This is a genomic window from Daejeonella sp. (assembly GCF_046590655.1).
In the GTDB taxonomy this organism is placed as follows: Bacteria; Bacteroidota; Bacteroidia; order Sphingobacteriales; family Sphingobacteriaceae; genus Daejeonella.
In genome coordinates this window covers 1-16,319 of record NZ_JBKJUM010000056.1, presented here as the reverse complement: position 1 = coordinate 16,319, position 16,319 = coordinate 1, and the positions used below count along the sequence as shown (strand labels likewise).

Sequence of the window (16,319 nt, the reverse complement as noted above, 5' to 3'; positions counted from 1 at the left end):
TTTTATGCTCAGAACACATACTTGCGGAGAATTAACCATCAACGATTTAAATAAAGAAGTTACGCTTACCGGCTGGGTGCAGAAATCACGCGACCTCGGGGGTATGACCTTTGTTGATATGCGTGATCGTTACGGTATTACGCAGTTGACGTTTAATTCTGATGATAACGCAGACCTAAGGGCACAGGCACGCGATTTAGGTCGTGAATTTGTTATCAAAGTAAGTGGAAAAGTGATAGAGCGTTCCAGTAAAAATCTTAAAATGCCTACCGGTGAGGTCGAGATAAAAGTTTTGAACATGGAACTTTTAAATGCGGCTAAACTTCCTCCTTTCCTTATTGAAGATGAAACAGATGGAGGTGACGACCTTAGGGCTAAATACAGATACCTTGATCTTCGCCGTAATCCGGTAAGAAATAATTTGGTGCTGAGGCATAAAATGGCGCAGGAGGTACGGAAATATTTAGATGCGCTTGACTTCATCGAGGTAGAAACACCCGTTCTTATTAAATCAACGCCTGAGGGGGCACGCGATTTCGTGGTACCAAGCCGCATGAACCCAGGTGAATTTTATGCTTTACCACAATCGCCGCAAACATTTAAGCAGCTTTTGATGGTGTCGGGTTTCGATCGGTATTTTCAGATAGTTAAATGCTTCAGGGATGAAGACCTGCGAGCCGATCGGCAGCCGGAATTTACCCAGATCGACTGCGAAATGGCTTTTATTGAGCAGGAAGATATTCTAAATGTTTTTGAAGGGTTGATTCGGACATTGTTTAAGAACGTCAAAAATGTTGATTTAATCAACGTTCCGCGGATGCAATACGCGGATGCGATGCGCCTGTATGGATCGGATAAGCCAGATACAAGATTTGAGATGCAGTTCGTTGAACTGAATGATATTGTTAAGGGTAAAGATTTTTCTGTATTCGATAATGCTGAATTGGTTATCGGAATAAAAGCCAAAGATTGCGCAGAATATACACGGAAGCAGCTTGATGAGCTTACTGATTTTATAAAACGCCCTCAAATTGGCGCTACCGGATTGATCTATATGCGTCACCTGCCTGCCGGACAGGCAGGTAACGCTGATGAGATTTTGAAATCTTCCGTCGACAAGTTCTACAGCGAAGATGAGCTGAAAAGATGGTCGGCTGCATTTGATTCACAGCCCGGAGATTTAATTCTCATCATGGCTGGAGTAAAGGATAAGGTTCGTAAGCAATTAAGCGAGCTAAGGCTGGAAATGGGAAACCGCTTAGGCTTGAGAGATAAAAATGTATTCTCTCCGCTTTGGGTTCTAGACTTTCCTTTGTTAGAGTGGGATGAGGAAACTCAGCGTTACCATGCTATGCACCATCCATTTACTTCACCCAAACCTGAAGATATAGCGATGCTTGATAGTAAGCCTGGTGAGGTTCGGGCGAATGCATACGATATGGTTATAAATGGTACTGAAATCGGCGGCGGATCTATCCGGATTCACGACCGCGCCCTCCAATCCTTAATGTTCAAGCATCTGGGCTTTAGTGTGGACGAAGCTCAAAAACAATTCGGCTTCTTACTGGATGCTTTTGAATATGGTGCCCCACCGCACGGAGGTATTGCATTTGGTTTTGACCGCCTGGTTTCCATCTTCGCCGGATTAGATTCGATTCGCGATGTAATTGCCTTCCCAAAAAATAACTCCGGCCGCGATGTGATGATCGATTCGCCTTCTACAATTGCCGAAGAGCAGCTGAGGGAGTTGAAGATCCGCACAACGATATAGGAACCAAGAATCAAGAGCCAAGAACCAAGACTTCCATCCAGCCTGCATAACGATTAGTTGAAGCCCTTCAAGGATTAAAGTTAAATCGTCCTGAGTCTTGGTTCCTGGTTCTTGGATCAATTTCGCTACCTTTAATCATGGTAAATCGCAGAAAATTTCTTAAAACTTCATCGCTCGCGGGGGCTTCATTCCTGGCCGGTAGTTCTTACGCCGGGACAAATAACCACTTTTCTGCACCTCGTTTAGGTAATCCGATTGTTATCTCCACCTGGGATTTTGGTATAGCAGCGAATGCCGCTGCATGGAATGTGCTAAAAAATAACGGTCGTGCTCTGGATGCTGTCGAAAAGGGTGTTCATGTGCCCGAAGCAGATCCAATTAATCAAAGTGTAGGCTTGGGCGGATTTCCAGACAGAGACGGGATAGTAACTTTGGATGCATGTATTATGGATGAATTAGGGAATTGTGGGAGCGTTGCGGCTTTGCAGAACATCCTTCACCCAATCTCTGTTGCACGTCTGGTTATGGAAAAAACCCCGCATGTGATGCTGGTTGGGGACGGCGCTTTGCAATTTGCACTCCAGCAAGGTTTTAAAGAAGTAAACCTTTTAACACCGCAATCTGAAAAAGATTGGAAAGAGTGGCTTAAAAAATCTGAATATACGCCGAAGATCAATATAGAAAATTCGTTTCGCCCGGATAAGATGCCCGGAAATAAATTCAATCACGATACTATTGGAATGTTGGCAATTGACGCAAAGGGAAACCTTTCAGGCGCATGCACAACCAGCGGGATGGCTTTTAAAATGCATGGCCGCGTTGGTGATTCACCGATAATAGGAGCAGGATTATTTGTGGACAATGAGATTGGCGCTGCCACTTCGACAGGGGTAGGCGAGGAAGTGATAAGGAATGTGGGTAGCTTCCTTGTGGTAGAACTCATGCGTCAAGGATATGCCCCTGAAGACGCGTGTAAAGAGGCTGTGATGCGGATAATTAAAAAGAAACCGGAGACAGCAAAAGCTATTCAGGTAGGATTTTTAGCGATTAACAAGCAGGGTAAATATGGCGCATACGCTATCCAGAAAGGCTTTAGTTTTGCCGTCTGCGATGACGCTAATCAGGAACTACTAATCATGGGAAAGAGCTATTATTAATGAAGTATATCCTCGAGATTTGTGCCGGCTCTTTAGGTTCTGCCCTGGCAGCACAACAGGGCGGAGCCGACCGTGTCGAGCTCTGCGATAATTTATATGAGGGTGGCACTACACCTTCGTCTGGTATGATCAAAACATGCAAATCACTACTTAACATTCCTTTATTTCCAATTATCAGGCCAAGGGGCGGGGACTTTGTATATACTGATCAAGAATTTGAAGTGATGAAGCAGGATGTGCTATGCTGCCTGGAGCTGGCTTGCGAAGGTATTGTTTTCGGGATTTTGCTACCAGATGGGAGTGTAGATATTGAAAGATGTTCAGAACTTGTTAAACTTTCTGGAGACATGCAAATTACTTTTCATCGTGCTTTTGATCGCTGCAATGATCATAAACAGGGTTTGGAAGATATTATAAGAATGGGTTTCCATCGAGTCCTAACCTCTGGCGGTATGGAAAATGCAGAAGATGCGATTCCCGAATTAAGCCGATTAATTCATCATGCAAATGGGCGGATTTGCATGATGCCCGGCTCGGGTATAACTCCGAATAATTTGTCCAAAATTAAAGCTACCGGAGCGCTTGAATTCCACACTACGGCTAAAACAAAAATTGATCATGTGTCGGGGATCCATCCGAATAACCTCGATACGCCGTATTTATTTCAGACAGATGTATTGAAAGTGCGGGAAATGCGCCAAATCCTGAACGCCGCCACTGCGGGAGTTAACCACTGAGATTACAGAGAATTACACGAACAAGTCTTTGCTCCTTGTTCCTTACTCTAAAAAAGTATTTTACTACTAAGTTCCTTATCAATAGTAATATAACCGGGATACTGTACCAGTTTACCCCCTACATCAATGGTAGGTTTTATTTTGATAGTTACGACACCCTTGCGTTCGGCAGCTCCACTTTCTCCGCCCCGAACAAAATCGAGGATCTCTTCCATCGTTTTTCCGTTAGAAATAAAAGAATATATGTTTGAATTGACTTTTACCGGCACAGTTGTAGACCCCCCGGGCGCAACACTAACTTTTTGATTTACAAATCCATTAGCAATCTCCTGGTTTTTAATCAATACGATGTATTCAAATTGATTGATGGATGCTTCGGCGGATGTAGGGTTATTTATCGTAAGGTTAACCCGAGCCTTTAAAGGGATGTTTTTTCTAAATAACGCGAGAGCTAATTCTGGGACATTTCGAAGCTCCAAAGTACGGTTTTTGACCATTTGGCTTACATCTCTTCCCGCCAGGTATATACTATCAGCAGAACTTATTTCGTAAGTACACTTTTCCAACGCCTCGATCTGACGAGCTTGCTTATTTAATCCGCATCCGGCAAACAAAACGGTAAGCAATATAATGAGGGATAATTTTTTCATACAGTACATAACGCTGAATTCGTGCCAAACTTATTTCTGGGTGTTAGTTGTTAGACATGGCGTTTGAAAAATAAAGCACTCTGTATATCTATAGTGAAATCTAAACATTGTAATTAAGTATATAATATTCGCGTTAGATATTAACTTTATATTTCCAAGCAAGTCAATCTAACAACTAACCAACTAACCAACTAACCAACTAACCAACTAACCAACCTGCCTGCCGGCAGGCAACCAAATCCCCCCATGAAATTATGTAAACTTCTTGCCTTCATAACAATAAGTTTTCTTGTTTCAGCAGGATCCTACGCCCAGCATAAAATGTCAATTCTACTAAGCAATCATACTTTTTCTTCCGGAAGAACTGAGATAGGATCTTTGCATTCCAATTCTGGTGAAAAGGTCTTTTTCAAAGTCCGGGGAAATGACGCAAGGAAGTTTTTTATAGCGGACAACAAATTATCAATAAAAGTTAAATACGTAAAGCCGGATTTTAAGTGGTATGATCTGGACATACAAGCAAAAGTCGGTTCAACTAAAGTAAGCCAAAGCTTCAGGATTGTTAATGATCAGTTTATTACTAATAAAGTCATTGCCCACCGTGGCGCCTGGAAAAATACGGGCGCAGCTGAGAATTCGATTGCTGCGCTTGAACATGCTATTAGGATGGGATGTCAGGCAAGTGAATTCGATGTACATATGTCAGTTGATTCAGTTTTGGTAATAAATCACGATCCAACCATACAGGGATTGACTATTGCCACATGCAGCGCCAGTCAGCTGGGTAATTTAAAATTATCAAGCGGCGAAAACATGCCAACCCTCGAAGCATTTCTTAGGGCTGGCCTTAATCAAAACAACACTAAGCTAGTTTTGGAGATAAAGCCGGCAACAAACAATACGCGAGCTCTTCAGATAGCTCAAAGAACGATTGAAATGGTTAAAAATCTGAAAGCGCAAGCCTGGATCGACTATATTAGTTTCGATTATAACATTTGCCGGGAATTACAGCGTCTGGATCCTTACGCAAGAGTTGCCTACTTGAACGGTGATAAATCGCCATCTGTTTTGGCAGCAGATAAGCTTTGGGGTCTGGACTATCATTTCAGTGTGTTTCAGAAAAACGAAGCATGGTTTGCTGAAGCTCAACAAAAAGGTTTAACTATCAACGCGTGGACAGTCAATGACGAAGCAATGATGAGATGGTTTCTCGACCGAAGGATTGATTTCATTACCACCAACGAACCTGAGCTATTACTTAAACTGATTAAAAAATAGGCAAAAACTTTCACTGGTCCCGGATCACATGCTTGTAATGTGTAACCTATCGGAATTGTCGTTTTTATAATGCTCTGCAAAGATTTTTGTACCTTTGCACCTTGGCTAAGAACTTAAAAAAAGGACAAAATTTGAGTGAAAACTTGCTGGCGTTTGCTGGGCTCATGAGACGCTCCTTAAGTTTACTTAAAGCAAATGATCCTTTACGTATGGCCGCGGCAACTGCTTTCTTCACAACTTTTGCCTTGCCCCCGATTCTTATAATCTTTACACAGTTTTTTAGGGTCTTCGTGGATCCAACTGAGCTCAGTTCAGAGCTCATTGACCGGCTAGGTCACATTTTGGGAGCAAAAAGCGCACAACAAGTTGGGTCTACATTAGATGCCGTTAGCGGCCTGGGTCAGGAATGGTATGTTACATTTTTTGGATTTATTTTTTTAATGTTCGTAGCAACGACACTTTTCGACGTAATAAAGAACTCTTTAGGGCAGATATGGGACATCCGGATTCGTCCGCATTCAGGTCTTGTTTTTCGTTTAAAATATAGAATAAGATCATTAGTCGTCATATTTATTGCGGGAATTCTCTTCTTTGCCGGTTTATTTTTAGAGGGTTTACAAGCGATTTTAGGTAATTATGTTGATGAACTATGGGGTCGTGGGGGAAATTTTCTAAACAGGATTGTTAATGAATTGGTGTTTGTGCTTTTTGTCAGCATCTGGTTTGCTTGTCTTTTCCGTTTCCTTACTGTCGGACGCCCTAAATGGAAGATAGCACTGGGCGGCGGGTGTTTTACAGCAATACTATTTACCATAGGAAAATGGATTTTGGGTTTCCTCCTTATCCAAAGTAATATTGGTTTGCTCTATGGTGCTTCAGGCTCTACTGTTCTAATAATGTTATTTGTTTTTTATTCTGCACTTATCTTTTATTACGGCGGGTGTTTTGTGAAAGTTCTGAGTGAAGTTTATGATAAGCCTATTCGTCCTGTTAAGGAAGCCTTCATGGTCGAAACTTTAGAAATTAAAACATAGTCTAAGACGAGCCTGTTTTATAAGTTGGTTACTTCCCTACTTCATGCAATTTTACTATGATTTCAGGAAATGGGTTAGATTATCCTACGCGGATGCAGCCGATGCCACAGGTTAAACGAGAGGATGGACTTAGGATTGCCGATTATATCAATTCGCTTAGATAATAATTCGAAAACTTCACATTTACTTCATGTTCGTGCATGACATTTGTAACAATATCTCGTATATTAATAAATGGGATATACTAAATGGTTTTAACAAGGGTAATTCCAGCTTCGATCTTATCCGGTAAACTTAACAACCTTTATGATTGTTTCCCTTATTATGAGGCAAACTTTCCCTATTTTTGTATGGAATGAAACTTTCACTAATTTATAGAATAACATTAGGCGCAGTGCTGTCTGTTATATTGCCGTTGACTTTATTGGCTTCGTCAAGTCTTAGTATAAATATAGATAAACCCCTAAGACGGGAGTGGGAGAGTGCCGTTTTGCCAATCTATCAGGATACCACTGCAGCGAGGAAAAAACCTTCAAATAAACCGCAGGAGATAGAAAAGCCTTCACAGCAAGATCTGGAAGAAAGGTTGAAAGAGGCTCAAAAACGTGCAATTAAAGAAGTTCCACGATCAATACCAAAACTCAAACCGAAACCCGTCACAGATCGCATAAAGATTCAAAGGCCGCCGATAAAAGGTAGGCGGAATTGATATCTGGCATTAGCCGATAGGGGATACTTTTTTAACTTGAGTGTATTATATCAATTCTGACTTTGAAAGTTCTCCTGATTGAAGATGAAAAGACGCTGGCTTATGAAATTGAGGCCTTTTTAAAAAAGGCTTTCTATATCTGCGACATGGCACATAATGCGCGAAAAGGCCTTGAATTGCTCGGCATAAACCCTTACGATTTCATATTGCTAGATCTCGGACTTCCGGACCTTGACGGATTAAAGGTTCTGCAGGAAGCAAAAAAGCTAAATCCTGATGCGGCTTATATTATTCTTACCGCGAGGGGTAATATTGAAGACCGTATCATCGGACTCGACCTTGGTGCAGATGATTATCTCCCAAAACCATTTTCTTTATTAGAGCTTCAGTCGAGAATGCAGGCAATCTCAAGGAGAAAGTTTAATCTTAATACACAAGAGATCAGCTTAGGAGAATTTTCAGTTGACCTCCAGAAAAGAATCGTGTGCCATTCCACGCGCGAAGTTGAACTCACACGAAAAGAATTTGATCTACTAAGCTATCTTCTCCTCCATAAGAACCGCGTACTAACACGCATGCAGTTAAGTGAACATATTTGGGGCTCATTCGCTGATGATGATTACGATTCTAATTATATTGATGTGCATATAAAAAACATTCGTAAAAAATTAAGCGTTTTCGGCCCGGTAGAATGGCTTGAAACCGTGAGAGGAGTGGGATATAAAATCAGGAAACACTAGTGAAACTTATAAGCAAGCTCACTTTATTCGTTACATTATCGAAGCTTGCTGTCGTTTTGCTTTTTTTATTTGCCCTTCCTTACCTCACTGGAGGGATTGCACGTGATTTTACAGATTCATACCTGCGTCAACAGAAAGAAAAAGTTCTGGAGATAGTTTCCAAAAATGGTGTTAATACCTATTTGAAGGGCGAAGATAGTTATGGGAGTTATACCATGCTCAAAGAAGAATACATCTCGCTTGAACCTGTTGAGAAGAGCATCGATATCGATACGATTTTTACAGATGAAAGAATAATAGAAGAAGATACATTAAGCTACCGCGTTCTGACACATGCTTTTCAGGCGGGCGAAAAAAAATATTTGATGGAAGTTGGTAAGACAATAGCAACAATTGATCAGTATAACCGGCCGCTTCAAAAAATTGCTACTTATGTTCTCCTCGTACTCATCCTGTTTACTCTGATAATCGATCTATTTTACACGCGGTTCTTATTGCGCCCATTAGGAAAGATAATTCGTACAAAGATCAGCAATCGAAAGTTTCCTTTTAACGAGAACTCTATCCCCATAAAAACAACAACAACAGATTTTAGCTTTCTGGATACCTCGCTCATTAATCTTATGCAGCAAATACATGAAGCATTCGAAAAGGAACGAGAATTCACTGCGAATGCTTCGCATGAACTAATGACACCAATAGGAATTCTCCAAAACAAGATTGAGAATCTTATGGGAGAACCGGAAGTCGGCCAAATGGTACAGGAGCGCTTAATAGGAATGCATCGAACACTGAACAGGCTTAAACGCATTGTACATTCCCTTCTCCTGATTTCCAGAATAGAAAATGACCAGTTTAGTAAAGATGAATCTGTTTTACTAAAGCAGTTGTTTGGTGATATTCAAGAGGAGATCAGTCATAGGCTCAGCGAAAAGGAAATTAAGATGCAAGTGGATATTTCCGGGGACGTGGTTCTCAAAGGAATCAACAGAGATCTCATATTTCAACTGATGTACAATCTCATCAACAACGCGATACGTTATAATAAACCGAACGGAAGTATCAGTATATCTGATGAGGTTTTGAAAGATGGCTCTTGTGCCATTACGATAAGCGATACGGGAATTGGTATTCCAGATGAAGATATAAGTACAATATTCAATCGTTTCAAGAAGGCGAATAAATCTGAAGAATCAGGGGGTTATGGCCTTGGACTTTCCATAGTAAAAAGTATCGCCGAATACCATGGTATAACATTAGAACTCCGTTCGAAAGTGAATGAAGGGACAGTATTTGTCATTAGGTTTCCCTGCCCACTTATTCAATAGGTTTCAAACTTGCTGACTGTTGGCCCTGCCCGTGTTCACTTTTATAGTTCCCATTCTTGCTTACACGATATCTTTCAAGACGGCCCAAACATTCTCAGCCAGGATTTTATGTCCTTCTGGAGTGGGGTGTATTCCGTCTGATTGATTAAGTTTAGAAACCCCTCCAACGTTTTCAAGGAGAAATGGGACTAAAGCCATATTATTTTTATCTGCAAGCTTTTTAAAGATTAACCTGAAATCGGACGCATATTTATTGCCCATGTTTGGAGGCACCTGCATGCCGGTCATAACCAGTTTAGCATCCGGATATTTCACTTTAACCTGATCCACAATATCCTGCAGGTTTTTTTCCGTTTCTGACACAGGGATACCGCGTAAACCATCATTAGCGCCGAGTTCGAGCACAAATACATCAACTTTTTGTTTAAGAACCCAGTTTATACGGGCTTTACCGGCCGCTGTGGTTTCTCCGCTTAAGCCTGCATTGGTAATATTGTAAGGCAGATTCAGGGAGTCAATCTTACTTCCAATAATTGCGGGGAACGCCTCCTCCGGCTCTACGCCAAGACCGGCAGTTAAACTATTACCGAAGAAAAGGATGTTTTTTTTCTGGGTGTTGCTCGCTGTAGGCAAACTATCTTTTGTAGTTATTTCGACTTTTTGACTGGTAGTCCCACCGCACGAACTAAGAATACAAAGTGATACAGCCAGATATAAAATGTTTTTTAGCATTGCCGTTATTTAGTGATGCAAAATTACTATTTCTTATCCAAACCATTTATACTCTGACTTACACTCAGGCCTCATGACTGTTCTGTAACATCTAGCGAATGGCTTCATCAAAAGGGCGTAATTTTTACAATACTCACACTCCCACTGTTTTCAAATTCATTATTTTGCAAAAAAATGCAATAGCATATCATCAAAAAACAATACTAGTGGATATAATCCTGAACATCCAGAACCTTACCAAAACATATCAGAGTGGTGGAAGCAGCTTAACTGTACTCGACAATATAAGCTTCGAACTTGAAGCAGGATCAACACTTGCGATAGTGGGCCCCTCAGGGAGCGGTAAAACTACGTTATTGGGGCTTTGTGCCGGTTTAGATCGTTCAAGTTCCGGTATTGTCGAATTAAATCATATCAGACTTGATAATTTAAGTGAAGATCAACGAGCGGCTGTAAGAAATCAACACGTCGGCTTTATTTTCCAGAACTTTCAATTGCTCCCAACGCTCACAGCCATCGAGAATGTGATGGTACCATTGGAGCTTCGGGGGGAGAAAAATATACGATCACGAGCAGCCGATCTATTGGATAAAGTTGGGCTGGCTGATCGTGGCCATCATTACCCAAGCCAGCTCTCTGGAGGTGAGCAACAACGGGTTTCTCTTGCAAGGGCATTTTCCAATTCTCCAAGGATACTTTTTGCTGATGAACCCACTGGAAATCTCGACGCTGAAACAAGTGAGAAGGTGGTGAAGTTAATTTTTGACCTTAATAAAGAAGCTCGAACTACCCTGGTCTTAGTTACTCATGATCTTGAACTAGCATCTAAAACCCAGCGGATCATCCGCGTTAAGGGTGGGATGCTTATTTCTGACGAACTTACGGCTGCTGACGTATTTGACAAGACGAATTATGCCGGCCATTAAGATTGAACAAAACGGTATTATAAAGCCTGCATTCAATTTCAACTGGCTTATCCTGATGGCATGGAGAGATAGCAGACGGAACCGGTCACGTTTGTTCCTTTTCATTTCTTCCATCATTCTGGGAATAGCAGCACTCGTGGCAATTTATTCTTTTGAACATAATCTTCGTCAGGATATTGATTCGCAGGCGAAAAGTCTTCTCGGAGCTGATATGGTTATTGAAACTAATAAAGTGGTACCGAAGGATATTTTACCCGTGTTAATTGCATTGGGCGATGAGCGTTCTGAAGAACGGACTTTTGCTTCAATGATTTATTTCCCAAAGAGCGAAGGAACCCGCCTGGTCAATGTGAAGGCATTACAAGGAGCCTATCCTTATTACGGCGTAATCGAGACTACTCCTGCCAGTGCAGGCCGTTCATTCAGAGACAGTCAGCATGCGCTTGTTGATAAAACATTGATGTTGCAGTTTGATTCAAAGGTTGGTGATTCGGTCAAAGTTGGAGAGGTATCGTTTATGATAGCTGGTGTGCTTAATAAAGCCCCGGGGCAAACAGGTTTTTCTGCTTCGGTAGCTCCGGTAGTTTATATCCCGCTCAAGTATCTGGAAAAGACGGGATTATCCCAAAAAGGCAGTCGAATAAATTACAACTACTATTATACATTTGGAAAAAATATCGATGTGGATGTGCTGGCCGAAAAGCTGAAGCCGCGTCTCGATAAAGCGGAAATGGATGCAGAGACTATTGAATCCCGTAAAGAAGATACAGGTCGTTCTTTTGAAGATATGACCGAATTTCTGGCACTAGTTGGCTTTGTTGCTCTATTGCTGGGTTGTATTGGCGTTGCAAGTGCTATACATATTTATATTCGCGAAAAAATTAATACCATTGCAGTGCTTCGTTGTTTAGGGGCAAGTTCAAAGCAGGCATTTATCATTTATCTTATTCAAATCGTTGGAATCGGATTAATCGGATCGGTTATGGGTGCTATTCTGGGCACATTGATCCAACAATTTTTACCAGTGGTCCTCAAAGACTTCCTACCCGTAGCCATCACTGTGGATGTTTCATGGTATGCCATTGCCCAGGGACTATTGCTCGGTCTGATTATCTCAATCTTATTCGCACTGTTGCCGCTTGTATCGGTTAGAAATATCTCTCCACTTAATACGCTTCGGCTATCTTTTCAGGAAACATCTTTATTCAGAGATCCTGTAAAGTGGCTTGTATACTTACTAATTGTGCTTTTTGTATTCGCTTTCACATACCTTCAAATGGGATCGGTCAGAAAGACAATTTATTTCACAGGAGGCGTGCTCTTCGCTTTCTTAACGTTGTCAGCTTTAGCCTACGCGATGATGTGGCTGGCCAGAAAGTTTTTTCCCTCATCCTGGAGTTATCTGTGGCGTCAGGGCTTTTCAAATCTTTTCCGTCCTAACAACCAAACTCTGATCCTGGTGGTTTCTATTGGTTTGGGGACAGCCTTTATTTGTACCCTGTTCTTTGTTCAGGGTATCCTGATTAATCGTGTTACCATGTCGTCAAGTAAGAACCAGCCGAATATGGTTTTATTTGATATCCAGAGCGAGCAGCGAGCAGCGATAACTGATCTTACCCGGAGTATGAATTTGCCCGTCATTCAGGAAGTGCCCATCGTGAATATGAGGATGGTATCGATCAAAGGCAGAAATGCGGCGAGTTTTAAAAAAGATACTTTGTCCTGGGGGAAAAGACGGGCTTTAGAGCGTGAATACAGGGTTACTTACCGTGACAGCCTTAGTGATTCTGAAAAGATTGTAAGTGGAAAGTGGACCGGAACTGTTCGTTCAGACCAAGCGGTAAAAGTTTCGCTTGAAGAAGGCTTTGCCCGCCGTATTGATGTCGAAATTGGTGACAAGTTAACCTTCAACGTTCAGGGAGCACCCCTTGAAACTGTTGTGGGTAGCATCAGGAAGGTAGACTGGAACCGTATCCAAACCAACTTCCTGCTAATATTTCCAAAAGGTGTGCTTGAGGATGCACCTCAATTTCATGTTTTATTGACACGCGTTCCTTCTAATGAAATTTCCGCCAATTATCAGCGTGCTGTTGTAAAGACCTATCCTAATATTTCGATGATCGATCTGGGACTTGTTCTTAGTGTGCTGGATGAAATCCTGACTAAGATGGGTTTTGTAATCAGGTTTATGGCAGCATTTAGCATCGTTACCGGCTTAATAGTGCTGATTGCCTCGGTCTTGATCAGTAAGTATCAGCGTATCCGCGAAAGCGTTTTGTTAAGAACACTTGGAGCAAGCCGCAAACAGATCCTCGTGATCACCGCCCTGGAATATTTCTTCCTTGGTGCACTGGCTGCTGGAGCCGGAATTATTTTATCATTGCTTGCCAGCTGGGGTTTGGCCAAATTTAGTTTTGAAACGAGCTTTACTCCCCAAATGCTCCCCATATTGCTTTTGTTTATTCTAATCTCGTCGCTGACGGTTCTAATTGGTTTGTTTAATAGTCGCGGCATACTCGACAAGCCGCCATTAGAAGTTTTAAGAAGTGAAGTTTAAAGCCCTCTTATGAGAATAATATTAATTATAGGACTAGGGAGTTTTATTGGAGGTATTTCCCGATACCTTATCTCCTTATATATTTACAGTAAAGGGTTCAATGGTTTTCCGTACGGAACGCTTACTGTGAACATAGTTGGCTGTTTTATGATTGGAATCGTTTATGGAATTGCAGAGAAGTCCGGATTATCAAATGGATGGAGCCTGTTTTTAGCAACAGGTGTGCTGGGAGGCTTTACAACATTCTCAGCCTTTTCTTATGAAACCATCTCGTTGATGCGAGATGGGCAAAGCGGTGCAGCCTTACTTTATGTTATGTGCAGTGTTGTAATAGGATTACTAGCGACCTGGGGAGGGATATTTGTTGTAAGTTGAACCACTCAAGAGCCAGGAATCAAGACTATTCGAAGCTCATCCCTTTCCGACCATAAAGTCCTGGTTTTTGGATCCTGGCTCCCTGCCGGCACGCAGGCAGGTTGGCTCCCTTTACAACTCGCTACTTGAAAAAGTGTCCCCCTGATTAATGTCTCCGGTTTCATAACCCCTTTTAAACCATTTCATACGCTGTGCAGAAGTACCGTGTGTAAATGAGTCTGGCACTACATGTCCTTGAGATTGTTTTTGAATTCTGTCATCGCCAATGGCACTTGCTGCAGCTAATGCCTCTTCAATATCACCATCTTCAAGTACACTTTCACCATCTTGCTGCAGACCTTTTATGTAATTAGCGTAAATTCCCGCATAGAAATCAGCTTGTAGTTCTAATTTAACAGAAAGGCGGTTATATTCTGTTTCGCTAACTTGTCCGCGCATTTGTTGCACCTTATTCGAGGTACCTAGTAAATTCTGCACGTGATGACCAACTTCATGGGCTATCACATAGGCCATTGGAAAGTCTCCACCCGCTCCAAAGCGATCTTTCAATTCTTGCTGGAAAGTTAGGTCGAGATAGATCTTTTTATCGGTTGGGCAATAGAAGGGCCCTGTTGCAGAACTTGCAGAACCACATGCAGAGCTCACTGAATTATCAAAAAGCACGATCGTGGGCCTTTCATAACTACTTCCTTTTTCCTGAAAAATTGTTGTCCAAAGTGCATCTGTATCCGCCAGAACTACATCAGCAAATTTGCCGGCATCATCTGAAGGTGAGCCAGATTTACCTTCCTGTTGTGAAGATTCCCCCAGGGGAAGCTGACTTAAAAGTTGAGTTGCATCCTGACCAAATATTAACCCTAATATTAAAACCAGAATACCGCCCCCACCAAGCGCCATTCCGCCGCCACCCATTCCGCGTCTGTCATCAATATTACCGCTTCCGCGTCTGCCTAACCATTTCATATAAGTAAATTTAGTGTTGGTTTAACAAACATGGTGAACCATTGTTTTAAGCAAAGAATAATCGCAAAAATCCACTATTTATCTTTGCATTGAAAGACGATTTTTCCGCGGATTATAATAGTAAGAACCTTCACTTACCTGATGCGATTTTTATTTACATTACACCATGCATTAGCCGAACCAAGACATTTTAGCTCCTGACTTTAATTATTGAAGGCGTTCAAAGCTCTACCAATCCTGTTATTCGTCTCTTCTCTACCCAACAATTCTGCAATATCGAAAACCCCTGGTCCAAATTTGCCCCCCACCAGCATAATTCGGAATGGAAGCATTACTTCACCTATTTTAAGGCTGCTTTCTTCTGCCTGGCTTTTAAATGTGGCTTCAAGGTCTGTGGTATTCCATTGATCTTCGTTAATTGAATTAAGCCGGGCTATTAGTTTGTTAAAATACTCAGTTTTGACCTCGGTCCATTTCGGTTTTACTGATTCAAGGTCATATTGTTCAGGAGTCTGGAAGAAAAAGGATGCTTGCTCCCAAAAATCCTGCAAATAAGTCATGCGCTCCTTTACCAAAGTAATCACCTGATCTACATATTCTTCGCTCTTAATTTTTACTCCTCTTTTTTCTAATCCGTCTAATATATGATACCGGATACTTGAAATTTCTGCCCTTTTTATGTATTCGTGGCTAAACCATTTTGCTTTTTCGATATCAAATTTAGCACCCGATTTACTTACCCTGTCGATACTGAATTTTTCAATCAGTTCTTCAATACTGAATATTTCCTGCTCTGTTCCATCATTCCAGCCAAGCAGGGCGAGCATGTTTACAAAAGCCTCTGGAAGAAATCCCATTTCACGGAATCCCCTGGTAGTTTCGCCTGTTTTAGGATCGGTCCAGTTCATTGCATACACCGGAAAGCCCAGCCTGTCGCCATCCCGTTTACTCAATTTTCCATTTCCATCAGGTTTTAAGATCAGGGGTAAATGCACCCATTCTGGCATGTCATCCTTCCAGCCGAGATATTCCCATAAAAGGATGTGTACAGGTGCCGAAGGAAGCCATTCTTCACCCCGAAATGCATGACTTATCTTCATTAGGTAATCGTCGACTACCACGGCCAAGTGGTACGTTGGCATACCATCTGCTTTTAACAGTACCTTATCATCAACCAAGTCGGTCTCAAAGCTTACATGCCCGCGTATCAAATCGTTCAAATTTACAGTTTCGCCTGGCAACACTTTTATTCTCACAACGTGCGGTACCCCCTGATCGATGAGTTGTATGGTTTCTACTTCAGAAAGGCTCAAAGAATTGCGCAACTGCATACGATTTTCATGGCCATAGCGGAAGTTTGGA

General features: G+C 41.8%; 15 protein-coding genes. 11 read left to right on the top strand and 4 right to left on the bottom strand.

The genetic code is table 11. The features are described 5' to 3' along the window. Positions 1 to 4: 4 nt before the first annotated feature. The 3 genes from aspS (at position 5) to ACLL8Z_RS06120 (ending at position 3,665) form a co-directional block, all read left to right on the top strand. Positions 5 to 1,771 carry an aspartate--tRNA ligase gene (gene aspS / locus ACLL8Z_RS06130; protein WP_411273884.1) on the top strand — a complete coding sequence of 589 codons (1,767 nt, stop codon included), beginning with the start codon at positions 5 to 7 and terminating at the stop codon, positions 1,769 to 1,771. A gap of 137 nt (positions 1,772 to 1,908) precedes the next feature. After that, positions 1,909 to 2,928, top strand: coding sequence for an isoaspartyl peptidase/L-asparaginase family protein (locus ACLL8Z_RS06125; RefSeq protein ID WP_411273883.1), 1,020 nt, complete (start codon positions 1,909 to 1,911; stop codon positions 2,926 to 2,928). After that, complete coding sequence (locus tag ACLL8Z_RS06120) at positions 2,928 to 3,665, top strand: copper homeostasis protein CutC (RefSeq protein ID WP_411273882.1); 738 nt, start codon at positions 2,928 to 2,930, stop codon at positions 3,663 to 3,665. Before ACLL8Z_RS06125 ends, ACLL8Z_RS06120 begins: the two co-directional genes overlap by 1 nt. 47 nt (positions 3,666 to 3,712) lie before the next feature. Here ACLL8Z_RS06120 and ACLL8Z_RS06115 read toward each other — a convergent pair whose 3' ends face one another. Next, positions 3,713 to 4,315 carry an LEA type 2 family protein gene (locus ACLL8Z_RS06115; protein ID WP_411273881.1) on the bottom strand — a complete coding sequence of 201 codons (603 nt, stop codon included), beginning with the start codon at positions 4,313 to 4,315 and terminating at the stop codon, positions 3,713 to 3,715. 246 nt (positions 4,316 to 4,561) lie between these two features. On the opposite strand from ACLL8Z_RS06115, the gene ACLL8Z_RS06110 reads away from it, so the two are divergent. The 5 genes from ACLL8Z_RS06110 to ACLL8Z_RS06090 all read left to right on the top strand — a co-directional run bounded on the left by ACLL8Z_RS06110 (position 4,562) and on the right by ACLL8Z_RS06090 (position 9,404). Then, on the top strand, positions 4,562 to 5,593 hold the full coding sequence (locus ACLL8Z_RS06110; protein ID WP_411273880.1) for a glycerophosphodiester phosphodiesterase: 1,032 nt from the start codon (positions 4,562 to 4,564) through the stop codon (positions 5,591 to 5,593). Between the two features lie 164 nt (positions 5,594 to 5,757). Beyond that, positions 5,758 to 6,627, top strand: a complete 870-nt coding sequence (locus tag ACLL8Z_RS06105; RefSeq protein WP_411273879.1) for a YihY/virulence factor BrkB family protein — start codon at positions 5,758 to 5,760, stop codon at positions 6,625 to 6,627. 355 nt (positions 6,628 to 6,982) lie between these two features. Further along, a complete protein-coding gene (locus tag ACLL8Z_RS06100) occupies positions 6,983 to 7,336 on the top strand; it encodes a hypothetical protein (protein WP_411273878.1) in 354 nt (117 codons plus the stop codon). A gap of 62 nt (positions 7,337 to 7,398) precedes the next feature. Next, positions 7,399 to 8,076, top strand: a complete 678-nt coding sequence (locus ACLL8Z_RS06095; RefSeq protein WP_411273877.1) for a response regulator transcription factor — start codon at positions 7,399 to 7,401, stop codon at positions 8,074 to 8,076. Beyond that, entirely contained in the window at positions 8,076 to 9,404 is a 1,329-nt protein-coding gene (locus tag ACLL8Z_RS06090) for a sensor histidine kinase (protein WP_411273876.1), read from the top strand. Before ACLL8Z_RS06095 ends, ACLL8Z_RS06090 begins: the two co-directional genes overlap by 1 nt. A 60-nt stretch (positions 9,405 to 9,464) precedes the next feature. On the opposite strand, the gene ACLL8Z_RS06085 is transcribed toward ACLL8Z_RS06090, so the two are convergent. Next, on the bottom strand, positions 9,465 to 10,136 hold the full coding sequence (locus ACLL8Z_RS06085; RefSeq protein WP_411273875.1) for an arylesterase: 672 nt from the start codon (positions 10,134 to 10,136) through the stop codon (positions 9,465 to 9,467). A 206-nt stretch (positions 10,137 to 10,342) separates the two neighbouring features. Here ACLL8Z_RS06085 and ACLL8Z_RS06080 point away from each other — a divergent pair, with 206 nt between their 5' ends. The 3 genes from ACLL8Z_RS06080 to crcB are packed head-to-tail and all read left to right on the top strand — an operon-like array spanning position 10,343 to position 13,994. Next, positions 10,343 to 11,062, top strand: coding sequence for an ABC transporter ATP-binding protein (locus ACLL8Z_RS06080; RefSeq protein WP_411273912.1), 720 nt, complete (start codon positions 10,343 to 10,345; stop codon positions 11,060 to 11,062). After that, entirely contained in the window at positions 11,049 to 13,619 is a 2,571-nt protein-coding gene (locus ACLL8Z_RS06075; protein WP_411273874.1) for an ABC transporter permease, read from the top strand. Before ACLL8Z_RS06080 ends, ACLL8Z_RS06075 begins: the two co-directional genes overlap by 14 nt. Before the next feature lie 9 nt (positions 13,620 to 13,628). Continuing rightward, positions 13,629 to 13,994 (top strand): fluoride efflux transporter CrcB, encoded by a 366-nt coding sequence (gene crcB / locus ACLL8Z_RS06070; RefSeq protein WP_411273873.1) that lies wholly within the window; start codon positions 13,629 to 13,631, stop codon positions 13,992 to 13,994. A 111-nt stretch (positions 13,995 to 14,105) separates the two neighbouring features. Here crcB and ACLL8Z_RS06065 read toward each other — a convergent pair whose 3' ends face one another. Together ACLL8Z_RS06065 and gltX are read right to left on the bottom strand one after the other, a co-directional pair. Beyond that, positions 14,106 to 14,957: a neutral zinc metallopeptidase gene (locus ACLL8Z_RS06065; RefSeq protein ID WP_411273872.1), complete on the bottom strand. Its 852-nt coding sequence runs from the start codon at positions 14,955 to 14,957 to the stop codon at positions 14,106 to 14,108. A 203-nt stretch (positions 14,958 to 15,160) separates the two neighbouring features. After that, on the bottom strand, positions 15,161 to 16,319 hold a 1,159-nt coding region (gene gltX / locus ACLL8Z_RS06060; protein WP_411273871.1), incomplete at its 5' end, for a glutamate--tRNA ligase.